Source organism: Novosphingobium silvae, assembly GCF_009856825.1.
Taxonomy (GTDB): Bacteria; Pseudomonadota; Alphaproteobacteria; order Sphingomonadales; family Sphingomonadaceae; genus Novosphingobium; species Novosphingobium silvae.
Genome location: NZ_WVTD01000003.1, coordinates 215,080 through 236,536 on the forward strand (window position 1 = coordinate 215,080; position 21,457 = coordinate 236,536).

A 21,457-nucleotide genomic window follows, 5' to 3' on the forward strand; every position below is an offset into this window, starting at 1 on the left:
TGGCGAGGCGAACCGCGAATCCACAAGAGCCTAAACAGCCGCACCCGGCGGGGGGAGCGGCTCGATTGGCTGGCCCGTTACCAAAGTGGTGCCCGCAAGACAAGTCCCCAGAGCCGAAATGTTCCGCGAACCGAGCGTTCCCAGCGTGTGTTCGCGTGAATTTGCCACGCTCTTGTAGCTTGCGGCGTTCCTTCTTGTCGCTTCGGTTGGAGATTTGCCGATTCGCGGCTAAGGCGGCCCTCATGCCTCAACCATCCTTTCTTGCCGCCTCGTTCTACGTGGCGGGCGGCGGCGCCTTCGGGTCCTGGCTGCGATTCCTCGTCGGCCGTGGCTGGACCGCCACGCTCGGACCACTGCGCGCTGGCGCCTTTCCGTACGGCACTCTTACCGTGAACATCCTGGGCAGCCTTGCCATGGGGCTGTTCGTCGGCTGGCTTGCCCGGTCCGGCGGCCCTGCGGCAGAGCAGGCCGAGGCGAGTCGGCTGCTCATCGCCGTTGGCCTGCTCGGCGGCTTCACCACCTTCTCCTCCTTCAGCCTCGACGTCGTCTCGCTGATCGGCCGGGGCGAGATCGCGCTTGCCATCTCTTACACGGGACTGTCGCTCGTCGCAGGCGTCGGCGGCCTGTTCCTCGGCATACTGATGATGAGGAGCCCCGTATGACCGGCACCGATATCGACACCGTCCGGCAGTTCACCGTCGGGCGTGACGACGAGGGCGTGCGCCTCGACCGCTGGTTCAAGCGCCACCTGCCCAAGGTCGGTTTCGCCATGGTGTCGCGCTGGGCCCGGACGGGGCAGCTGCGCGTCGACGGCAAGCGCGCCGACGTCGACACGCGCCTGTCCGCCGGGCAGGTCCTTCGCGTTCCGCCCGGAGGCGAGGCGAAGCCGGGCATCGGCTCTGCCGCCCCGCGCCGTGAACTCACCGAGGAGGAGATTGCCCTCGCCGATTCGATGGTGCTGACCCAGGACCGCGCTGCCATCGTGCTCAACAAGCCGCCCGGCCTCGCCACGCAGGGCGGATCGGGCATGAAGGAGCATGTCGACGGCCTGCTCGATGCCTTCGCGGAAAAAGGCCCCCGCCCTCGCCTCGTCCACCGTCTGGACAAGGACACGTCCGGCGTCCTGCTCATCGCCCGCACACCCGGTAGCGCTGCGTTCTTTTCCAAGCGGTTTTCCGGCCGTACCGCCCGGAAGATCTACTGGGCGCTTGTCGTGGGCGTGCCCAGCATCAACGATGGCATGATCGAGCTGCCTCTTGCCAAGCAGCCGGGAACCGGCGGCGAGAAGATGCATGTCGACGAGAAGGAAGGCCAGTCCGCACGCACCCGTTACCGCGTCATAGACCGCGCCGGCAACCGCGCCGCCTGGGTGGAACTGCACCCGCTGACCGGCCGCACGCATCAGTTGCGCGTGCACATGGCGGCGATCGGCCACCCGATCGTGGGAGATGGCAAGTACGGCGGGCAGGAGGCATTCCTCACCGGTTCGATCAGCCGCAAGATGCACCTCCACGCGCGGCGCCTTCACATCGAGCACCCCGATGGCGCACCGCTCGACGTTACCGCGCCGCTGCCCGAACATTTCGCCAACTCGCTGGCGGCGCTCGGTTTCGAGGAGTCCGACGGGGACGTCGAGCTTGAGACGGCGGCGGAATTCACAAAGGAAGATCGCAAGCGCGCCGCCAAGCAGCACGCGAAGGAATACAGGAAGGAACGCCGGGGCGAACGCCGCAAGCGCGCGGATAGCCCGTCCGGCCAGTCGAGGCCAGGCCAGCCGAAGCCCGGTCCCTCCAAGCCTGGGAAGGGCCCGGGCAAGCCTGGCACCAGGAAGCCGGGTGCCAGGCCTGGCGCCGCGACCGCCTCGAAGCCGGGCGGCCGGCCTTCGGGCCGCCCTGCAGGCAGCGGCAAGCCCGCTCCGCGCAAGCCGGGCGGGGCCCCGCGAGGCCGCGGCTGATGAAGCTCGCGGTCTTCGACTGCGACGGCACGCTCGTCGATGGGCAAGCGCCCATCTGCGAGGCGATGGAGGCCGCTTTCGCTGCCTTTGCGCTCGATGCCCCATCGCGCGGGGAAATCCGCCGCGCGGTGGGCCTGTCGCTGCCGCAGGCGATCCGCAGTCTGCTGCCCGGCGCCGACAGCGAGCGCCAGAACGCCATGGCCGAGGTCTACAAGCTCTCGTTCCGCACGGCCCGCGAACAAGGCCGCGTGGCGCAACCGCTTTTTCCCGGCGTTGAAGATGTGCTTCGGGCTCTGCACGGCGCGGGTTGGACGCTCGGCGTCGCGACGGGAATGTCCGATCGCGGCCTAGGCTTCTGCCTCGAGGCGAACGGCATCGCCGATCTGTTCGTCACGCGCCAGACCGCCGACCGGCATCCCTCCAAGCCTCACCCCGCCATGCTCGAGGAAGCGCTCTGCGATGCCGGCGCCCAGTCCGGCCAGGCCGTGATGATTGGCGATACCGTCTACGACATGCGCATGGCCGCCAGCGCGAGCGTCCGGGGTATCGGGGTGGACTGGGGCTACCATCATCCGCGCGAACTGCTGGAGGCCGGGGCCGAAGTGGTGGTGGAAAGCCCTGCCCAGCTTCTGGAGCACCTTCTCAAGTGAGCGCACGCGAACACGATCCGGCCGCCGCACGGTTCGCCATGATCAATGGCACCCGCATACTGGGGGTCGCCTGCGTCGTCGTAGGCATGCTGATGGCGTCGAACCGGCTTTTTGCGAGCACGCCCGACTGGATCGGCTACGTCCTCATCGTAAACGGGCTGATCGATGCGTTCCTTCTCCCCGCGATCATGGTTCGCAAGTGGCGGACCCCCAAGTAAAGCGGAACACATGAAGCGTTTCTACAAGCAGGCCGGCGTCGAGCAGGCACAGGACGGATGGCGCGCCGTGCTGGACGGGCGCGGCATACGCACCGCCGGCGGCCGCGCGCAGATCGTCCCCACACGCGCCCTGGCCCAGGCGCTCGCCGGCGAGTGGTCCTCGCAAGGCGAGACGATCGATCCGGCGCGCTTCCGTTATCGCGATCTCGTCGATTTCGCCATCGATGCCGTGGCTCCTTCCCGTGAGACGGTTGCCGCCGAACTGCTTCCCTATGCCGAGACGGACACGCTCTGCTACCGCGCCGATCCGGACGAGGCGCTCCACAGGCGGCAGGTCGAGGTGTGGGAGCCGCTGCTTTCGGCATTCGAGGAGAGGCTGGACGTATGCTTCGCCCGTATCTCGGGTATCATCCACAAGCCGCAGCCCGCCGAAACGCTGGAGCGGCTGCGCACCGAAGTGGGCGTGAAGAGCGATTTCGAGCTGGCAGCGCTGAAGATGCTCTCCAGCCTCTCGGCATCGCTCGTCATCGCGCTGGAGGCGATCCGCCCGGATGCCGATGCCGAGGCGCTCTGGAAGGCTGCGGAACTGGAGGCGGACTGGCAGGTCGAACTCTGGGGCGAAGACTGGGAAGCCGCCGAGCGACGCGGCGCAAGGTTCGAGGCCTTCATCCTGGCCATGAAATTCGCCCAGCTCTCGCGCTGAACCGGCCGGTCAATCAACCCTAAAGCAAAAGGCTCGCAACCGACCAAGCGGCGCGAGCCTTTTTGCGGAAGGGGCACCTGCGGTGCACCCTTCCCTAATCATCGGGCAATCAGAACTTCGCGCCGAGAGCGACCATGCCGTTATGGCGGCTCACGCCCATTTCGTAGTTCGAGTAACGGTACTCGGCCTTCACAAAGAACTTCTCGTTCAGCGCGTGCTCGTAGCCAGCCCCCAGGCGGAACCCGTCGAGGTCGGAGTGCGCCTTCACGCCGCCGATGTCGACGCCGTAATAGTCGCCGATGGCATCGAGGCTGTCGCCCGAATACGACAGTTCAGCGCGTGCGTTGGCGTAGCCGCCCATCAGGTAGAGCTTGCCCTGCGGTCCGACGGCGGTGCCCACGCGGATCAGCGCGGCAACGTCGCGGCCCGCCTCCAGGCATGCCTTGTCACCCGCCTCGGCAACGTCGCGCACGCACCACTTCGTGGCGCTGTCCGCATAAGTCGCCTGCACGCCAACGAACATCCCGCTGGACAGCGGCATGTCGTAGCCGATTGTGCCCCCATAGCCGATGTCGGTCTTGGAATCGCCCTCGGCCGAGACCACGTCCAGGCCGGTTTCAACCTGCACGAAGGCCTGTGCGTTGGCGGCGGCAGGGGCGACGAACAGCGAGGCAGCCGCGATCATCGGTGCGAGGGTCTTCATGGTATTCTCCTGCGAATTTCTTGAGCCGCCGTCGAGTGCAGCGGGAAGCGCGCCTTAGCGGCCCGGAAATTGCAGGCAAGTCAAAGAGATGGCCTGAACTGTCATCAAAGGTTCATTGTGTCTGAAAGGACACATTGAAGGTGGTGTAGCGCGAGGAAGCTTAGTCTCACGCTACCGAGAGGCTCAGCCCTTGATCCAGTCGGCGACCTGACGGGCGACGTCGTTGGCCGCGGTGTTCAGTGCGGTGCCGACTGGCCTCGCTTTGGGCTCCACGTTGGAGACGACGGCCTCGAACCGGCGGGTCTGGATCGGACCTGCGCCCCGATCGGTGCGCATGGCATCGAAGCGGACGACAACGGCGCTTTTCTGCGCATCGTAACCCATCTGGATCAGGCGGCCACCGATGAGAGTCCTCCCGGTGACTTCGAAGTCTCCGCCTTCCACCACCAGCTGGCCGGTGCGGGCGCGCAGCGTTTCGGCGAGGAGGGAGCGGAACTGACGCGTGGGCTTCTCGATCCAGAGCGCATCCTTGAGGTACGAGACGCTGGAGGCATCGACGATGACCGGCACGCGCAGCACGTCGAGCCCGCGATCCGCTTCGGGATCGAGCACGACGATCGCCTCGCTCAGTTGCGCACTGGCAACCGCTCCCGCCGGCGAAGTCTCGGCGGCGGTCAGGCGAAGCAGCTCATCGGGCGGCTTGGTGCCAAGGCTGACGCAGCCCGAAAGCGTGAGGGCGGCGGCGATCGCCATGAAGCCGGCTTTCCGGACCGGCCTCGGGCCGAGGCTGCGCAGGCGGTACATCGCGGTTCCCATCGTCGTCCCCATCAAGGCTTGTAGTCGGGCAGCTTCTGCCCCTTCAGCAGCGCGCCCGCACCCTGCTCGTCGATCTTCTCGGTCACGCTGCGCAAGGCCTTGCTGGTGGCCCGAAGGTCACGGATAGCGGCTTCGGCGGCGGGAAGCGTCTGCTGCGACACCTGGTCGAGCGCGGGTTGAGCGTGCTGCATCGTGCGGTCAAGCTGCTCCATCGACTTCTGCGCGGAGGCCAGCGTCCGGCGCAACTGGTCGGCAAGCGAGCTGCCCTCGTCGCCCAGCAGATCGTCGGCCTTGTGCGCCACGCCCTCGAACGCCGCCAACGTCCGCGTGGCCTGAGCGAGGCTGCCGCGCATCTCGACCATAGTGGCGCGCAGCTCGGGCGTCGCCTGCGAGATGTCGCGCGTCATCTTGTTGGTGTTGGCAAGGATTCCGGTGATCGAGCGACGGTTCTCGTCGCTGAGCAGCTGGTTCAGGTTCTCGGTCAGAGTGGCCAGGCGCTCGAGCAGCAGCGGCGCGTTGGAGAGTATCTCGCCAAAGCCACCCCGCTTCGTCGGGATGACGGGTACGCCCTCGGGCCCCGGCTCCGTCAGCAGCGGCGCACCCTTGACCGCGCCTTCGAGCTGGATGTCGGACACGCCGGTGAAGCTTGCCTGGATCGTGGCGGTCGTGCCGACGGTGATCGGCACCTTCTCGTCCACCTTGACGCGCACGCGCACGAAGCTGGGATCCTGAGGCCACAGCTCGATCTTGGTCACCTGCCCGGACGGCACCCCTGCGTAAGCGACCTCGGAGCCCCTGGCGAGGCCGTCGACCGATTGCTTGAAGAAGATGTCATATTCGTTCTGGGAGCCTTCGTTCAGCCGCGCGATCCAGATGACGAACGCGGCGAGCGCGGCCAGCAGCAACAGCGTGACGATCCCGACCCAGACGTGATTGGCCCGTGTTTCCATCGCTGTGCCTATGCCCCTGTTCCGCCGGGCCTGTTCGTGCCGGCCCCTGGCTCCTCGTACGAGGTCGAAGATGTGTCAACGGCCGGTCTGGCCTCGTGTTCCGGCGAGACCGCCGGATCGTCCTTCGCGGCGAGCGCCGCACGACCGCGCGGGCCGTTGAAGTATTCCTGTATCCACGGATGGTCGAGCGCCAGCAGCTCCGGAATGGTGCCTACTGCGATCACCTGCCGGTCCGCCAGCACCGCCACGCGGTCGCAGATGGCGTAGAGCGTGTCGAGATCGTGGGTTATGAGAAAGACCGTCAGCCCCAGCGTCTCCTTGAGCTCGCGAGTCAGGCTGTCGAACGCGGCCGCGCCGATCGGGTCGAGCCCGGCCGTGGGTTCGTCCAGGAACAGCAGCTCGGGGTCGAGCGCAAGCGCACGGGCGAGGCCGGCGCGTTTTCTCATGCCGCCCGAAAGCTCGTTCGGATACTTGAATGCCGCTTCCTCGGCGAGGCCGGAAAGGCGAACCTTGAAGCGCGCGATGTCGCTGCGCAGGTCGTCGGTGATTTCCGGGAAGAACTGCCGAAGCGGGACCTCGACGTTCTCGCCGACGGTCAGCGTCGAGAACAGGGCCCCTCCCTGGAACAGCACGCCCCAGCGGGAACGCAGGTCGACGTCGTCTTCCTCGCTTGCATCGCCGATCCTGTGGCCAAGCACGGTGATCTCACCCGCCGCCGGCTGCTGCAATCCGATGATGGAGCGCATCAGCACCGATTTGCCGGTGCCAGACCCGCCCACGACGCCCAGGATCTCTCCCTTGCGGACTTCCAGCGAGAGGTCTTCGTGAATGACATGGTCACCAAAGACATTGCGCAGGCCCTTCACGACGATGGGATGGTCACCCGTCGTCGTGGTCGCCCGGTCTTCGGCCCGTTCCTGCGGAAGGTCGCTCATTCCCAACCGATCTTCGTGAAGAACACGGCGAAGAACGCGTCGAGCACGATCACCGTGAAGATCGCGGTGACGACCGCCTGGGTCGTGCGCGCGCCCACTTCCTCGGCATTGGAGGTCACCTGCATGCCCTGATAGCATCCCGCCAGCGCCACGATCAGCGCGAACACCGGCGCCTTGATCAGGCCGACCCACACGTCGGTGATCGGCACCACTTCCTGGGTGCGCTGGAGGAAGCTCCAGAACGGAATGTCGAGCGCGAAGTTCGAGATGAAGGCACCGCCGATGATGGCGAGGATCGTGGAGTAGAAGCCGAGCAACGGCATCATCAGCATCGAGGCGAGCACGCGCGGGACCACGAGGGCCTGCATCGGCGAGACCCCGATGGTGCGCATGGCGTCCACTTCCTCGGTGAGCTTCATGGTGCCGATCTGCGCCGCGAAGGCCGAGCCCGAACGACCGGCCACCATGATCGAGGTCATCAGGATGCCCAGTTCGCGCATGGAGAGGCGGCCGGTCAGGTTGATGGTGTAGATCTCGGCGCCGAACTGCGCGAGCTGCACCGCGCCCTGCTGCGCGATCACGATGCCGATGAGGAAGCTCATCAGGCCGATGATCCACAGCGAGTTCACGCCCACGTACTGCATGTGGAACACGAGCGCCGTGCCGCGAAGGCGCGAAGGCCGGCGGATGACCTGGCCGAATGCCAGCATCAGTTCGCCAAGGAACCCCAGCATCTTGAACAGCCCGTCGCCCCAGTTCGAGACGAGTTCGCCCAACTCCGCCACCGTGCGCGTAGGCAGCGACCGGGGCGGCTCGGGCTTGGCTTCCGGGGTGTCGATGTCGCCGAGCGCGGCGAACAGGCGCCGGGCCTGCTCGCTCTCTCCCGTGATCTCCAGGCCGCGATCATTCGCATACTTGCGCACCAGCCATGCGCCGGTGGTGTCGATGTCGGTGACGCCGGACATGTCGATGCGGGTGAAGTCGCCGTGGAGCGCCCCCAGCTTCGCATCGAGGTTACCGATGGAATTGACACGCAGCGGCCCCCTTAGCGTCAGGACATGGTCCGCGCCTTCGTCGTTTTCCGACAGGGTGAAATCTGCCCATTCCTGCATGATCGCTCGTATCGTGGAAAAACGATGGACCGGCAAGAGGTTCCACGGCGGCGACGAATTGTTGCCGAAGTGCGTCTTCGCCCCCGCCCGTGGCTGTCGGCAATCGTCCGGCAAGGTACTTCTTGCGCGCAATCCCGGCCGCTGGCAAAGCGCCGCGCCATGACCGACACTTCCGAACAGACTTCCGGAACCGCCCTCGAAACCGGCCTGGACAAGACCTTCGACCCTGCCCGGATCGAAGCCAAGTGGTACGCCCACTGGGAAAACAACGGCCTGTTCCGCCCCGAGCGACCCGATGCGACGCCCTTCACCATCGTTAACCCGCCGCCGAACGTCACGGGCTCGCTGCACATCGGCCATGCGCTCGACAATACGCTGCAGGACGTGGTGATCCGCTACGAACGACTGCGGGGCAAGGATGCGCTGTGGGTCGTGGGCACCGACCATGCGGGCATCGCGACGCAGATGGTCGTAGAGCGCCAGCTCGAAGCGAAGCAGGACAAGCGCACGAACTACACGCGCGAAGCCTTCATCGACAAGGTGTGGGAGTGGAAGCGCGAGAGCGGCGGCACCATCACCGGTCAGCTGCGCCGCCTCGGCTGCTCGATGGACTGGTCGCGCGAGCAGTTCACCATGGACCCGCACTTCACCCGCGCGGTCGTGAAGGTCTTCGTCGATCTCTACAACCAGGGCCTCATCTATCGCGACAAGCGGCTGGTGAACTGGGACCCCAAGCTCAAGACCGCGATCAGCGATCTCGAGGTGGAGACGCGCGAGATACAGGGCCATTTCTGGCACATCCGCTATCCGCTCTCGGATGGATCGGGCCACATCATGGTTGCGACCACCCGTCCGGAGACGATGCTGGCCGACATGGCCGTTGCGGTGAATCCGGCCGACGAGCGCTACAAGCCGCTGCTGGAACGCGGCGCCAAGGTAACGTTGCCGATCACGGGGCGCGAGATTCCCATCGTGGGCGACGAGCACGCCGACCCGGAGCTGGGCTCGGGCGCGGTCAAGATCACCCCGGGGCATGACTTCAACGACTTCGAGGTGGGCAAGCGCGCAGGCTTCAAGGCCGCCGATATGCTCAACATGCTGGATGCCGAAGCCAGGGTCTGCCAGACTTCCGACGGGCTGATCCCGCACGAATTCCTGGGGCTCGACCGCTTCGAGGCACGGCGCCGCGTGATCGAACTGCTCGAGGCGGACGGCCTGCTCGAACGCGTCGAGGACCGCGTGATCCAGACGCCCTATGGCGACCGTGGCGGCGTGGTGATCGAGCCCTGGCTGACGGACCAGTGGTACGTCGATGCGGCAACGCTTGCCGGGCCGCCGATGCAAGCCGTGCGCACCGGCCAAATCGAGATCGTTCCCAAGTCGTGGGAGAAGACCTTCTTCAACTGGATGGAGAACATCCAGCCCTGGTGCGTCTCCCGCCAGCTCTGGTGGGGTCACCGCATCCCGGCGTGGTTCGCCGAGGACGGCGAGATCTTCGTCGCCGAGACGGAAGAAGAGGCGCAGGCGCTTGCCGGCAACAAGAAGCTGACGCGCGACGAGGACGTTCTCGATACTTGGTTCTCGTCGGCGCTGTGGCCTTTCGCCACGCTGGGCTGGCCTGAAGACAACGCGCCGCTCCTGGCCAAGCATTACCCCAACGACCTGCTCGTCTCGGGCTTCGACATCCTGTTCTTCTGGGACGCCCGCATGGCGATGCAGGGTATCCACTTCATGAAGGAAGTGCCGTGGAAGCGGCTTTACCTTCATGGCCTCGTGCGCGCTGCCGACGGACAGAAGATGTCCAAGTCCAAGGGCAACGTGGTCGATCCGCTCGGCCTCATCGACCGGTACGGCGCCGATGCGCTTCGCTTCTTCATGACCGCCATGGAGAGCCAGGGCCGCGACGTGAAGATGGACGAGAAGCGGGTCGAGGGCTACCGCAACTTCGCCACCAAGCTTTGGAACGCGGCGCGTTTCTGCCAGTCGAACGGCATTGGTGCGAGCACTTCGGTAGAAGCTCCGGCAGCGACTTCGGCGGTCAACCGCTGGATCGTAAGTGAAGTGGTGGAAACCGTCGCCGTGCTCGACAAGGCTATGGCCGACTTGCGCTTCGATGCGGCCGCCAACGCCATCTATCACTTCGTCTGGAACCAGTTCTGCGACTGGTACATCGAGCTCATCAAGGGCCAGTTCGATGCGGAAACCAGGGCCGTCGCCGGCTGGGTGCTGGACCAGATCCTCGTCATGCTCCACCCGTTCATGCCCTTCGTCACCGAAGAGCTGTGGAGCAAGATGGGCGCGCGCGAACACGAGCTGATCGTGGCGCAGTGGCCCCGGCCCGGCGTCAAGGTCGATACCGGCGCAAAGGCCGAGGTGGAGTGGCTGATCGCGCTCGTCGGCAGCCTGCGCGGCGCCAAGTCCGAGCTCGGCATCGCGCCCGGCGCGCGGCTTACCGCCTACCTTGCGGAGCCTTCCGGCGCCACGCGCGCCATCATCGAACGCAACGCGGCGGTGATCGACCGCCTTGCCCGCCTCGACTCGATCCGCTTCGAGCCCGCTCCTGCGGGCGCGGCCATGCAGGTCGGCGCCGGCGATGCCACGCTGGCGATCCCGCTCGAGGGCGTGATCGACATCGCCGCGGAGAAGACCCGTCTGGAGAAAGCACAGGGCGCCTCCATCAAGGAGCGGGATGCGCTGGGCAAGCGGCTCGAAAATCCTGCCTTCGTCGAAAAGGCGAAGCCGGAAGCCGTCGCCAAGGCGCGCGAAGACCACGCCGCCCACGCGGCAGAGGCCGAGCGGCTGGCAGCCGCCCTGGCGCGACTGGGCTAAGGATCACCGCGTCGTTCCGGATCACCTTCGGAACGACGCGGGGAAACCCGGCCGCGCGAATTGGTCCCGCGGCTTGGCTCAGGGTCGTAAAGCGGCAGGATGACACCTTCAGGTCCGAGGTGACACCTTTCTCCCCTGGACCGCGCAAACCGTGTAAACCACCTGTCATCTCATGCCCCTGACACTTGCCACCACCACTCCGGGTGAACCCGAAATCTTCGCCTCGCTGCAGGGCGAAGGACCGTCTCTGGGACGGCCGAGCACGTTCGTGCGCCTGTCGCGCTGCAATCTTGCGTGCGAATGGTGCGACACGGCCTACACGTGGCGTTTCACCGGCGACAACCGCTTCCACCGCGATGCCATGGCCTTCGAGCGGCGCGAGAACCAGGTCGTGATGGAAGAGGCCGAGCTTGCGGCACGCATCGCGGCACTTGAGCCCGATCGTCTCGTCATCACCGGGGGCGAGCCGCTGCTGCAAGGCGCCGCCCTCGCCCGCATGGTGACGGCGCTCAATACGGCGCGTCCCGGAATGCACGTGGAAATGGAGACCAATTCCACTGTCGCTCCGCACCCGGCGCTCGACCTTCTGGTTCATCAGTATAACGTCAGTCCCAAGCTTGCGCACAGCGGCAACCCGGCTTCCCTCGCCCTCCTGCCCGAACGCCTTGCCGCGTGGGCGGCAGACGGCCGCGCCTTCTTCAAGTTCGTGATCGCCGAGGAAGCGGACCTCGCGGAAGTCATGGCGCTGAAGGACGCCTATGCCATTCCCGGCAACCGCCTGTTCCTGATGCCCGAGGGCCGCTCCAGCGATGTGATCCGCCGCCGGTCCGAGTGGCTGGCCGATTTCTGCGCAGCCAATGGCCTTCGCTTCACCGATCGCTTGCACATCCACCTCTGGGGGGACACGAGAGGGACATGAACGAAGCCAGCCCGATCCCCCTTGGCGAGGAAACGCCTGCCGCCGACACGCCGCAAGAGCAGGCCGCCGCCCGGCCCGCCATGCGGGGCGACCTGACCAAGGGCCCGATCCTCAAGACGCTGCTACTCTTCTCGGTGCCGATGCTGCTCTCGAACGTGCTGCAGACGCTGAACGGGTCGGTCAACGCGATCTGGGTCGGCCGCCTGCTCGGCGAAGGAGCGCTTGCCGCCACGGCGAACGCGAACATCGTCATGTTCCTTGTCTTCGCGGCCGTGTTCGGCTTCGGAATGGCCACGACCGTCCGCGTGGGCCAGCACTTCGGCGCGCGCAACATCGAGGCCGCGCGGCGCACCTTCGGCACCGGAATCGGCTTCTGCATCGCCATATCGCTGGTAACGGCTGTAGTAGGCTGGCTGGGCGCGGAGGCCCTGCTCGATGCGCTGGGCACGCCGGCCGAGAGCAGGAGCGATGCACTGGCGTACCTGCGCGTGATCTTCGTCACACTGCCGCTTGCCAGCGTCAACATGATGGTAGCGATGGGCATGCGGGGCGCGGGCGATTCCAAGACGCCGCTCTATGCGATGATCCTGGCGGTCGTCCTCGACATCGCATTGAACCCGCTGCTCATCATCGGGGTGGGCCCGCTGCCGACCCTCGGCGTCGCGGGCTCCGCCATCGCCACTGCTCTTGCGAACACCGCGGGAATGGCGCTGCAGTTCTGGGTGATCTACGCGAAAGACCTGCCGCTGCGCCTGCGTGGACCCGAGATGGGTTACCTGCGCCCGCGCGGCAAGGACTTGCGCTATGTCCTTGCCAAGGGCCTGCCCATGGGCGCGCAGATGCTGATCGTCTCGTCCGCGGGCCTCATCATGGTCGGTCTCGTCAACCGCGAAGGGCTCAACGCGGCCGCAGCTTATGGAGCCTCGCTGCAGCTATGGAATTACCTGCAGATGCCGGCTTTCGCCATCGGCTCCGCAGTCAGTGCCATGGTCGCGCAGTCGCTTGGCGCCGGCGACCACAGCCGGGTGGACAAAGTGACCATGACCGGGCTTGGCGCGAACCTCGTCATGTCGACGGTGCTCGCCGCGCTCATCGTCGGTTTCGACCGCCCGCTCCTTGCATTGTTCCTTGGCGGGGAGAGCCCGGCCATGCCGATCGCCGAGCACATCCAGCTGATCTGCACCGCCTCCTTCGTGATCGTCTCGGTCACGATGATCCTCACCGGGACGATGCGCGCCTATGGCGCAGTCGCCGCGCCCCTGGTGATCCTCTTCCTCGGCCTCTATCCGGGGCGGCTCGGCTTCTACTATGTCGCAGCGCCTTATCTTGGCGGCGATGCGGTGTGGTGGGCCTATCCGGTCGGCTCGGCACTGACGGTCGCGATCACGCTTGCCTACTACCGCATGGGCAAGTGGCGGGACGCCTTCAAGGGCTGAACGTCACCGTCCCTGCGCGCGCCAGCGCTGGACTGTGCGCAGGACCATTTCCTCCTCGCCGCCGGTCTCGTTCCACAGCTGCGTGAACGAAGGATCGGCTGAGGCGGGCCGCTTGTGCTCTTCGAGATCATCGAAGGAAACGCGCATGGGAATGGCCACGCCCTCGCCGCAGATGATGCACTCGCGGTTACGCAGCGCGGGGATGGAGTCGAGGAACCCGCGTGCGCCTTCCGGCATGGCCGCGCGCACGAAAGCCTGGTCGCGCTCGTTGTTGAGGCGCATCGAGATGATCGTGCCGCACTGCGATAGGACACCTTCGGCAAGGTCCGACGGGCGCTGCGTGATGAGGCCGAGAGCGATGCCGTACTTTCGGCCCTCCTTGGCGATGCGCGACAGGATACGCCCTACCGAGGAACCATCGGCGTTCTTCTCGTTCGGGACATAGCGGTGCGCCTCCTCGCAGACCAGCAGGATCGGCCGCGTCTTCTCGTCGCGTGCCCACACCGCGAAGTCGAAGACGAGGCGGCTGAGCACCGCCACCACCGTCGAAGTGATCTCGGTCGGCACGCCCGACACGTCGATGATCGAGATCGGCCGGCCGCCCGAGGGGAGGCGGAAAAGGCGGGAGATGAAATCGGCCATCACGTCGCCGACCAGCATCCCTGAGAACATGAACTGATAGCGCGGATCGCTCTTCAGCTCCTCGAGCTTGCTCTTGATGCGCAGGTAAGGCGCGCTGGTATGGCCCTTGTCGAGCTTGCCCATCGCATTGTTCAGAATGTTGCCGAGGTCCGACAGGAGATAGGGGATGGGCGAATCCACCGTGATGCGGCCCACTTGTTCCGCCAGCCGGTTCTTCGAGCGCGCCTCGAGCAGCGCCTTGCCCAGGATCTCGGCATCGAGCTGTCGGTCGTCTCCGCGCGAGGTGAGGAGTATCTCGCAGTGTTCCTCGAAGTTCATCAGCCAGTAGGGCATCTGCAGGTTCGACACGTCTAGGATCATGCCGGTGTCGCGAAAGGCCGCGGCATACTCGCCATGCGGGTCGACCATGATAATGTGGCCTTCCGGTGCATGCTGGCAGATGCGGTGCAGGATCAACGCTGCGCTGGTGGACTTGCCCGTGCCGGTCGAGCCGAGCAGGGCGAAGTGCTTGCCCAGCATGGCGTCGACATAAAGCCCGGCGCGGATGTCGCGGGTCGGATAGACGTTGCCGACCTGGATGGCGGAGCGTCCGTCGCTGGCATATATCTGGCGAAGATCGTCGCTGGTGGCCGGATAGACCAGGGCGCCCGGGATCGGGTAGAAAGTGACGCCGCGCCGGAAGCTCAGGATGCGACCCGTGAGCGGCTCTTCGTGTCCTTCGCCGAGGAAGTCGACGTCGGACAGCACGGTGCCCGCCACGCGTGCATCCTGCTTCTGGTTACGCACGCTGGCAAGAAGCCAGCCGCTCCCCACCCGGATCTTGACCTGACTGCTGACCTGCCCCGAAAGCGCCACCGAAGGATCGGCATCACGCGCGACCTCGTTCAGGCGCTCGAGATCGAGAGCGATCCGGCTGCCCGAGCCGCTGACCTCGAGGATGACACCGATGGGCTCGTGCCCGTGGCGGGCCCCTGCCGCGCCTTGCTGAGCGTGGACCGGATCGAGAGCGTCGACTTGCATATCTGGCTGTTACCGCTGTTCCATGTGGCGACCGTTCGGGCACGGTAGCGCAGCCGGCGTTAATTTCCGCCTAAGAGCACGGGCAGGATGAGCGGGGTTGCGTGCTGTCCGCCCTCCCGGCGCGGATCAGATCAGGGCGAAGAGACGGCCTGCCAGCCAGCCCATGCCAACCGAGACGAACACGGCGAGAAGGCCATAGGCAAAGCCGTAGTTCTCGGCGAAGTTGGCGATTGCCCGTTCGATGCCGAGCTTGCGCACTTCCACCTGGCTGCTGGCGGAGGCGACCACCCTGCCCTTGTACACGGCATAAGTCTCGGCCGTGTAGATCCCCGTCGGCACGCGTGACGGCAGGCCGATGCGCGCCTGGTAGAGGACCTGCTCGCTCACCTTCACGCCGCCCTCTTCCTCGCGGTAAAGGCCATTGCGGCGATTGAGTTCGACAAGTCCTGCCGAAAAGCGCTGCTGCTCTTCCGGGTCAATGGCCCCGATCGGGGAAAGCTGGAGCCACTTGAGCCCCAGTTCGTAGATGGCCGCCGTCTTGTCGTCGACGATGCGGTCGATCGGCTTGCTCGATGCGATGGCGAAGTAGCTCGGCGCGCTGCGCAGTTCGGTGCTGGCGACGTTGATCCACACGCCTGCCACCTTCTGCTTCTCGCGCAGCACCACAGACTGGGTCGGGCCCTTGAGAACGACGATGATGTCGTAGTCCTGCGCGGCGCGGGCGCCCTCCGGGGTCAGGATCGCTCCGAACAGAAGCAGTTCGGTTCCCGTGAAGCCCTGCTGGAGGTTCACCTCGTGCTGCGAAACTTCCGGAACCAGGATCGGATCGCGCGCGCCCGTCAGCAGCAAAAGCGCCAGTAGCGCGACCAGCGAGGCGCCGATGCCTCTCACAGCGGGGCGACCGTGTAGATCTCGTCCGGCCGATAGCCCAGGCCCAGCGCCATTCGCCCGGCCACCAGCAGGACGATCACCGCAAGGATAAGGCGCAGCTTCACCGGACTTGCCTTCTGGGCGAACTGAGCGCCCACTTGCGCGCCGGTCACAGAGCCGAGCAGCAGCAGCGAGGCGAGAACGATGTCCACCGCCCGCGTGGTCAGCGCATGCATCATCGTCGTCGCCATGGTCACGAAAAGGATCTGGAACAGCGAGGTGCCGACCACGACATTGGCGCTCATGCCCAGGATATAGAGCATGGCCGGAACCAGGATGAAGCCGCCGCCAATGCCCATGAGCATGGTCAGCACCCCCGTTGCCATTCCAAGGATCAGCGGAGCCAGCGGCGAGATGTACAGGCCCGAACGATAGAAGCGCCATCGCATCGGCAGGCTCGCCACCATCGGATGATGGCGGCGCTTGCGGGCGGGCAGCGGGATGCCCGAACGCTCGGCCCTGATCGACTGGATGCTTTCCCGCGCCATCAGCCCTCCGATCGACCCAAGCAGGGCGACGTAGAGGATGTTGATGACCGTATCGATCTGGCCCAGCTGTTCCAGAAGGTTGAACAGCAGCGCGCCAAGCCCTGTGCCGACGATCCCGCCTGCGACCATGACGGCACCCATCTGGTAGTCCACCCCGCCCCGCCGCGTGTGCGCGAAAACGCCCGAGACGCTCGCTCCGGTCACCTGGCTCGCCGCGGAGGCGGCGGCCACGGTAGGTGGGATGCCGTAGAATATCATCAGCGGTGTCGTCAGGAAGCCGCCGCCCACGCCGAACATGCCCGACAGCAGGCCGGTGAGCGCTCCCAGGCCGACGATGATGAGACCGTTGACCGACAGGTTCGCGATGGGAAGATAGACGTCCATTGCCGCATTCTCGCTACCGCAGCAAAGCCGTGCAGGGAAGGTCGGATTTGCAGGTGCGGGGATCAGAACCCTGTGGAGAGCGTGAGCGCGGGTCCGGATTCGGGCACTGCGTCCCCGGCAAGCCGGAAGCGCCAGTCGAGCGCGACGCGGCCTGTCATCCCGCGCCCCAGCGGCAAGGCCAGCGAAGCCGAAGGTCCTGCATCGAGCCGTGCCGCGCCTTTCTGCGCCCCGCCCCACATCCCCGCGCCAAGGCGCGTCTCGATCCTGCCGAAAGCGAAGAGCCGCCGATCGGCCTTGATTTGCCCATCGGCGAACGGCGTCGCGAACTTGCCCGCGACGTACCCCCCTTGCGCATAGGCCTCGCCGCGAAAGCCTGCAGGAAGGGAAAACGGCGGCAGTTCGGTCACGGCCATTACCGCAGGCTGGAAGCGGCGGCGGCCGCCCTGCTCGGTCAGCCGCGCCTCGATGGCGGCATAGGCCGGCAGGGAGGGAAGCGGACGAGCCGAAAGGCCGAGCGCCGCGCTCGTCTCTCGCAACTGCCCCATGCTGGAGGACGTGCGCAGATAGATGGCGGGCCGGTAAGCGCTTGCCAGCGCCAGGCGATAGCGCAGCACGGCACCGGCCTGGCTCGCCCCATAAGTTGCAGGCAAGGCTCCGGGCGATGCAACGCCTTCTGCCGAATCGCGCCGCAGCAGAGCCCATGCATCGACCGACCATCGTTTCGGCCGCACGGGAACAGCAGCCGCCGCGTCCGATGGTGCGTCGGCCGGTGCCGGCGACATCCCCGCCCGCTCTGGCGCGAAAAAGCGCGGGGCTGCTTCGGAAAGATCGAAATCGTCGCGTAGGTGGGCCGGATAATCCTGATATTTTCCGAGAGGCCAAGCGGCCGGAGACGGCTGGCTCCAGCCGCGAACCGGCGATGCCGGCAGCATAGCCGGGTATCGGAAATATGGCAGCTGCCCGAGGCCGGGTGCCGGTGCGAAGCCAGCCGCACTGCCGAAAGCGCTGTCCGGAAACGACAGCGGGCCTCCTCTGGGGTCGAAAGCGAAGCCGTAGCCGGGCATCGCATCGCTCGCCATCGCGGAGGCCGACAGCGAGCTTGCCACCGGCATCTCCCAATTGGCGGCACGACCGCCCACCCATCCGGCGAGCACGGCCACGAGCGCTACCAGCGGATGCCCGCGCGATACCCGCGAGCCGCTCACCGCGCCAATGCTCCCACCGCGAGCGGTGCGCCTGCCGCAAGGGGCGCTGCCGGGTGGCCTTCGTGGCTCGTCTTGTCCCAGCGCACGGCCATGCCCCTGAGCGAGCGGACATAGCCCCAGAGCGCACGGCGCCCCGCCATGATTGCGATGTAGTTGGCGACCGGAATGCGGGCAATGCTGCTCAGCCCCTCGAACATGCCATATTCGCGTGTCGTGAAGCCGAAGCGGTGCATGCAGCGCCACAGGAAGCAGGCGAAGCAGATCTGGAGCATGAAGCCGAGGACGGGCGAAAGCGGCACTCCCCCCTGCAAGCCGCTGAAACCCGCGAGGGCAAGCAGCCCCTCGACCACCACCAGGGCGTATCCGCAGGCGAGGACGATCGCCGTCAACGGACCTCGCCGGTCGCGCAGCGCCATCCACAGGTCCGCCCCGCCCTTGCTCCAGCCAAGCCGGTCCCACCCCTGGAAGGCAATTCCATGAATCCAGCGCGACTTCTGCCGCACCGACGTTTCCACAGTGGCGGGGAAGTAAGCTCTCGTAGCGACGAGATTGCCCTCCTCGTCGCGCACGCGCAGGAAGCGCGAGCGGCCACCTTCGCGGCGGACGAGAAGACCCAGTTCGTAGTCCTCGGTCAGGCATTCCGCCGCGAATGGCGCTGAGCCGCCCTGTCCGCGCCGCCATGCGATGCGCGCTATCATCTCGCGCGAGAAGCCGCAGCCCACGCCTGCCGCCGGGATCGCCGCGCCCAGCGCATCGCGCACCACCAGCGCCTTGGCATGGGATTCGGTGAACTCGTCCGCGTAGTGCCCCCCTACCCAGGGCGAGTCGGGTTGCAGTTCAGGCCGGACCGGCAGTTGTACGAAGTCCGCATGGGCAAGAGCGCGATCGACCACGGCCAGCTCCGCTGGATGCACCATGTCTTCCGAATCGTGGAGGATCACGGAGCGGTAGCGTCGCCCGTAGCGCCGCTCGTCCGCACACAGGGCCGTGTAGATGCGATTGAGGCAGTCGGCCTTGGTCGTCGGTCCGGGTGTGTCGCCGATGACGATCCGCACCCGCGGATCGTTTCCCGCCGCCTGAGAAGCCGCGGCTATTGTCGCGGGATCGTTGCCGTAGCAGCCGAGGTAGATGGTGAAATCATCCTGCCGCCATGCCGAAAGCGCATGAGAGATGGTGTGCCCGATCACCGCCGCCTCATCCCAAGCGGCGATGAACACTGCGGCACGCCCTTCCAGCGGAGCCACGGCTGCCTGCCGGGTGATCCGCTCGTCCCGGCATCGCCCTCGCAGCCGCAGCCCGATCCAGCACAAGTCCACGGCGAAATCGTCGATGGCGCCCAGGATGAACCAGAACGCGGTGAACAACAGCAGTTCGTGCTCGGCCACCTGAAGCCAGGCGACGGCATATTGAAGCACAGGCGTCGGCTGCACCTTCCACCCTTTCCGCACATGTCGAAACGGGCGGGGCCCCGAATCCCCGCCACCCCTTGCGGATCAGGACTATGGTCAGGTTAAACCCGTAAGCCAGAAGCTTTGCGTGCCATTACACAAAGTTAACTGACGTAATGGCCGACATTGCGACCGGCGCGGCGCGCCTCTACCAGCTGCCGACGTTGGGCATGCTCGCCCAGGGTTCCGCAGGTTCAAGCCTGCCATCCTGGAGCAGCTCCACCGAGATGCCGTCAGGCGTGCGCACGAAGGCCATATGGCCGTCCCGGGGCGGGCGGTTGATGGTCACGCCTGCATCCTGCAGGCGCTGGCACGTCTCATAGATGTCGCGCACCTGAAATGCGAGATGCCCGAAGTTGCGACCGCCCGTGTATTCCTCGGCGGAGCCATCCTCGCCGGGCCAGTTGTGCGTCAGCTCCACCTCGGCGTCCTCCTGCCCGGGCGCGGCGAGATAGATCAGCGTGAAGCGACCCTGCTCGCTGGAGAACCGGCGCGTTTCCTTAAGGCCGATGAGTTCGAAGAAGCGGATCGTCTCGTCCGGATCGGTGACGCGGATCATGGTGTGCAGGTAGCGGGTCATGGAAGGCCTTTCGTGAGGTCTGATCGTGAACGGGTCCGTCCCGAAGACAGCCGCGGCCTTCGACAAGGCGGGGGCGATCGGGATGAGATGCGAGGCGCGAAGATAAGGGTCCTGATGTCGCAGGCAAGGCCGCCGACGCCGGGTGTCGATCAATACCTGATATTAGGCATCGACGGGCCGAGCCGTGGGTAGGCTCGCTCCGGACCTGTCCGTAAGCTCCCCGGCTTGTGCATCTGTGCGAGCCACTATATTGCATCGCAACAAATGCTCACCATGTTCCGCAACCTCATGGGCCGCCGCGACGTCAGGCACAGCCCTTCGATTCCGGCCGGTCAGCGCGTCTACGCCGTGGGCGATATCCATGGCCGCGCCGACCTTTTCCAGGAGCTGATCGACATCGTCGAACAGGACGACGCCGCACGCGGCCGCGCCTATACGACGGTGATCCTGCTGGGCGATCTGATCGATCGCGGCAGCGACAGCGCCGGGGTGATTGCCAAGGCCAGGGAGTGGGGAGCGCGTCGCCGCGTCGAATTCATCCAGGGCAACCACGAGGAAATGCTTCTCGTCAGCCGCACGGATACCGATTCGCTGCGCAGCTTCCTCAGGTTCGGCGGCCTGGAGACGATCCTGTCCTACGGGGTGGATCCCCAACTCGCCATGTCCGCCGAGGTGGAGGACCTGCAGCGGCTCATGAACGAGGCGATCCCCGAGGAAGACTTCGCCTTCATCGACAGCTTCGAGAAGATGGTCCGCGTGGGTGACTACGTTTTCGTGCATGCCGGCGTCAGGCCGGATACTCCGCTCGAACATCAGTCTGGGCGTGACTGTCGCTGGATCCGCGAGCCGTTCCTCAGCCATCGCGGCGATTACGGCGGCTTTGTGGTGCACGGCCACACGATCACGCCGGAGCCCGACATTTGCGGCAACCGCATCGGTATCGACACCGGCGCCTTCCTGCACGGAACGCTGACCGCGATCGGCCTCCAGGGAGAGGAACGCTGGTTCCTCCAGGCTCGCGATCCCGCTGTCGCCTGCAGCGAGGCGGCCTGAGCCATGTCGTTTTCGCCGGTTGCGCCGGGGAGCCTGTAAGCCGGGTTCTGTTCCTGGCGTGGTCTCCCAATCGAGGGACCTTACGCCGCGGCGGCAGCCATTCCTCTAGGCGAGACATCGCTGCCTCGCTCAAGCGACCAACCCGGGCTGCCTGGGTCCGAAACGAACCCGCCGATCTCCCCACTTGCGTGGACGCCGACGCGCAGCCCCTATTCGGTCTTGCTCCGGGTGGGGTTTGCCTTGCCGCTTGCCGTTACCGGTAGCGCGGTGCGCTCTTACCGCACCCTTTCACCCTTACCTGCCCCTTCGGGACGAGGCGGTCTGCTCTCTGTGGCACTTTCCCTGAGCTTCGCAGAGCCTGGAAGCCCTGCTCGCCCGGCGGGCGTTACCCGCCACCCTTGTTTCGTGGAGCCCGGACTTTCCTCGCGGCCCCGTCCTTGCGAACGGATTGGCCCCGCGGCTGCCCGGCTCCCCGGCGCGGG

The 21,457-nt window shown here is 66.1% G+C and carries 20 protein-coding genes and 1 other RNA gene; 9 read left to right on the forward strand and 12 right to left on the reverse strand.

Going from position 1 to position 21,457, the window contains the following annotated elements; genetic code table 11:
- Positions 1–242: 242 nt before the first annotated feature.
- From crcB to GR702_RS06035, 5 genes are read left to right on the forward strand one after another with little or no spacing between them, the layout of a single operon-like run.
- A complete protein-coding gene (crcB, locus tag GR702_RS06015) occupies positions 243–662 on the forward strand; it encodes a fluoride efflux transporter CrcB (protein WP_160985062.1) in 420 nt (139 codons plus the stop codon).
- Positions 659–1,954, forward strand: a complete 1,296-nt coding sequence (locus GR702_RS06020) for an RluA family pseudouridine synthase (protein ID WP_160985063.1) — start codon at positions 659–661, stop codon at positions 1,952–1,954. Before crcB ends, GR702_RS06020 begins: the two co-directional genes overlap by 4 nt.
- Complete coding sequence (locus GR702_RS06025; RefSeq protein ID WP_160985064.1) at positions 1,954–2,604, forward strand: HAD-IA family hydrolase; 651 nt, start codon at positions 1,954–1,956, stop codon at positions 2,602–2,604. The genes GR702_RS06020 and GR702_RS06025 overlap by 1 nt, the downstream gene beginning before the upstream one ends.
- Entirely contained in the window at positions 2,601–2,822 is a 222-nt protein-coding gene (locus GR702_RS06030) for a hypothetical protein (protein WP_337192535.1), read from the forward strand. The genes GR702_RS06025 and GR702_RS06030 overlap by 4 nt, the downstream gene beginning before the upstream one ends.
- Positions 2,823–2,832: 10 nt before the next feature.
- Entirely contained in the window at positions 2,833–3,525 is a 693-nt protein-coding gene (locus GR702_RS06035; protein ID WP_160985065.1) for an ATP12 family chaperone protein, read from the forward strand.
- Between the two features lie 109 nt (positions 3,526–3,634).
- Here GR702_RS06035 and GR702_RS06040 read toward each other — a convergent pair whose 3' ends face one another.
- The 5 genes from GR702_RS06040 to GR702_RS06060 form a co-directional block, all read right to left on the reverse strand.
- A complete protein-coding gene (locus GR702_RS06040) occupies positions 3,635–4,228 on the reverse strand; it encodes an outer membrane protein (protein ID WP_160985066.1) in 594 nt (197 codons plus the stop codon).
- Positions 4,229–4,411: 183 nt separating this feature from the next.
- Positions 4,412–5,044, reverse strand: coding sequence for an ABC-type transport auxiliary lipoprotein family protein (locus GR702_RS06045; protein WP_160985067.1), 633 nt, complete (start codon positions 5,042–5,044; stop codon positions 4,412–4,414).
- 11 nt (positions 5,045–5,055) lie between these two features.
- A complete protein-coding gene (locus tag GR702_RS06050) occupies positions 5,056–5,994 on the reverse strand; it encodes an MlaD family protein (RefSeq protein WP_160985068.1) in 939 nt (312 codons plus the stop codon).
- An 8-nt stretch (positions 5,995–6,002) separates the two neighbouring features.
- The gene (locus GR702_RS06055; RefSeq protein WP_160985069.1) at positions 6,003–6,929 is read right to left on the reverse strand and encodes an ABC transporter ATP-binding protein; all 927 of its coding nucleotides are present in this window, start codon (positions 6,927–6,929) and stop codon (positions 6,003–6,005) included.
- The gene (locus GR702_RS06060) at positions 6,926–8,041 is read right to left on the reverse strand and encodes an ABC transporter permease (protein WP_160985070.1); all 1,116 of its coding nucleotides are present in this window, start codon (positions 8,039–8,041) and stop codon (positions 6,926–6,928) included. Before GR702_RS06060 ends, GR702_RS06055 begins: the two co-directional genes overlap by 4 nt.
- Before the next feature lie 159 nt (positions 8,042–8,200).
- Between GR702_RS06060 and GR702_RS06065 the strand changes: the two genes are divergently transcribed.
- From GR702_RS06065 to GR702_RS06075, 3 genes are all read left to right on the forward strand, one after another.
- Entirely contained in the window at positions 8,201–10,870 is a 2,670-nt protein-coding gene (locus tag GR702_RS06065; RefSeq protein WP_160985071.1) for a valine--tRNA ligase, read from the forward strand.
- A 172-nt stretch (positions 10,871–11,042) separates the two neighbouring features.
- On the forward strand, positions 11,043–11,789 hold the full coding sequence (locus tag GR702_RS06070) for a 7-carboxy-7-deazaguanine synthase QueE (protein ID WP_160985072.1): 747 nt from the start codon (positions 11,043–11,045) through the stop codon (positions 11,787–11,789).
- A complete protein-coding gene (locus GR702_RS06075) occupies positions 11,786–13,225 on the forward strand; it encodes an MATE family efflux transporter (protein WP_160985073.1) in 1,440 nt (479 codons plus the stop codon). Before GR702_RS06070 ends, GR702_RS06075 begins: the two co-directional genes overlap by 4 nt.
- Before the next feature lie 3 nt (positions 13,226–13,228).
- Here the strand turns inward: GR702_RS06075 and GR702_RS06080 are convergent, their stop codons facing one another.
- The 6 genes from GR702_RS06080 to GR702_RS06105 all read right to left on the reverse strand — a co-directional run bounded on the left by GR702_RS06080 (position 13,229) and on the right by GR702_RS06105 (position 19,922).
- A complete protein-coding gene (locus GR702_RS06080; protein WP_160985074.1) occupies positions 13,229–14,887 on the reverse strand; it encodes an ATP-binding protein in 1,659 nt (552 codons plus the stop codon).
- A gap of 126 nt (positions 14,888–15,013) precedes the next feature.
- A complete protein-coding gene (locus GR702_RS06085) occupies positions 15,014–15,778 on the reverse strand; it encodes a TIGR02186 family protein (protein WP_160985075.1) in 765 nt (254 codons plus the stop codon).
- The gene (locus GR702_RS06090) at positions 15,775–16,689 is read right to left on the reverse strand and encodes a sulfite exporter TauE/SafE family protein (protein WP_160985076.1); all 915 of its coding nucleotides are present in this window, start codon (positions 16,687–16,689) and stop codon (positions 15,775–15,777) included. The genes GR702_RS06085 and GR702_RS06090 overlap by 4 nt, the downstream gene beginning before the upstream one ends.
- Before the next feature lie 62 nt (positions 16,690–16,751).
- Positions 16,752–17,894 (reverse strand): hypothetical protein, encoded by a 1,143-nt coding sequence (locus GR702_RS06095; protein ID WP_160985077.1) that lies wholly within the window; start codon positions 17,892–17,894, stop codon positions 16,752–16,754.
- Entirely contained in the window at positions 17,891–19,324 is a 1,434-nt protein-coding gene (locus GR702_RS06100; RefSeq protein WP_160985078.1) for a glycosyl transferase family protein, read from the reverse strand. Before GR702_RS06100 ends, GR702_RS06095 begins: the two co-directional genes overlap by 4 nt.
- A 166-nt stretch (positions 19,325–19,490) precedes the next feature.
- Positions 19,491–19,922: a VOC family protein gene (locus GR702_RS06105; RefSeq protein WP_160985079.1), complete on the reverse strand. Its 432-nt coding sequence runs from the start codon at positions 19,920–19,922 to the stop codon at positions 19,491–19,493.
- Positions 19,923–20,186: 264 nt separating this feature from the next.
- Here GR702_RS06105 and GR702_RS06110 point away from each other — a divergent pair, with 264 nt between their 5' ends.
- A complete protein-coding gene (locus tag GR702_RS06110; protein WP_160985080.1) occupies positions 20,187–20,975 on the forward strand; it encodes a metallophosphoesterase in 789 nt (262 codons plus the stop codon).
- 20 nt (positions 20,976–20,995) lie between these two features.
- On the opposite strand, the gene rnpB is transcribed toward GR702_RS06110, so the two are convergent.
- Positions 20,996–21,451, reverse strand: an RNA gene (rnpB, locus tag GR702_RS06115) — RNase P RNA component class A.
- Positions 21,452–21,457 lie beyond the last annotated feature (6 nt).

Bases quoted from the DNA above. Each gene is read 5' to 3' on its own strand.
- crcB (WP_160985062.1), top strand. From the start codon at position 243: ATGCCTCAACCATCCTTTCTTGCCGCCTCGTTCTACGTGGCGGGCGGC.
- GR702_RS06020 (WP_160985063.1), top strand. From the start codon at position 659: ATGACCGGCACCGATATCGACACCGTCCGGCAGTTCACCGTCGGGCGT.
- GR702_RS06025 (WP_160985064.1), top strand. From the start codon at position 1,954: ATGAAGCTCGCGGTCTTCGACTGCGACGGCACGCTCGTCGATGGGCAA.
- GR702_RS06035 (WP_160985065.1), top strand. From the start codon at position 2,833: ATGAAGCGTTTCTACAAGCAGGCCGGCGTCGAGCAGGCACAGGACGGA.
- GR702_RS06040 (WP_160985066.1), bottom strand. From the start codon at position 4,228: ATGAAGACCCTCGCACCGATGATCGCGGCTGCCTCGCTGTTCGTCGCC.
- GR702_RS06045 (WP_160985067.1), bottom strand. From the start codon at position 5,044: ATGGGAACCGCGATGTACCGCCTGCGCAGCCTCGGCCCGAGGCCGGTC.
- GR702_RS06050 (WP_160985068.1), bottom strand. From the start codon at position 5,994: ATGGAAACACGGGCCAATCACGTCTGGGTCGGGATCGTCACGCTGTTG.
- GR702_RS06055 (WP_160985069.1), bottom strand. From the start codon at position 6,929: ATGAGCGACCTTCCGCAGGAACGGGCCGAAGACCGGGCGACCACGACG.
- GR702_RS06060 (WP_160985070.1), bottom strand. From the start codon at position 8,041: ATGCAGGAATGGGCAGATTTCACCCTGTCGGAAAACGACGAAGGCGCG.
- GR702_RS06065 (WP_160985071.1), top strand. From the start codon at position 8,201: ATGACCGACACTTCCGAACAGACTTCCGGAACCGCCCTCGAAACCGGC.
- GR702_RS06070 (WP_160985072.1), top strand. From the start codon at position 11,043: ATGCCCCTGACACTTGCCACCACCACTCCGGGTGAACCCGAAATCTTC.
- GR702_RS06075 (WP_160985073.1), top strand. From the start codon at position 11,786: ATGAACGAAGCCAGCCCGATCCCCCTTGGCGAGGAAACGCCTGCCGCC.
- GR702_RS06080 (WP_160985074.1), bottom strand. From the start codon at position 14,887: ATGCAAGTCGACGCTCTCGATCCGGTCCACGCTCAGCAAGGCGCGGCA.
- GR702_RS06090 (WP_160985076.1), bottom strand. From the start codon at position 16,689: ATGGACGTCTATCTTCCCATCGCGAACCTGTCGGTCAACGGTCTCATC.
- GR702_RS06105 (WP_160985079.1), bottom strand. From the start codon at position 19,922: ATGACCCGCTACCTGCACACCATGATCCGCGTCACCGATCCGGACGAG.
- GR702_RS06110 (WP_160985080.1), top strand. From the start codon at position 20,187: ATGCTCACCATGTTCCGCAACCTCATGGGCCGCCGCGACGTCAGGCAC.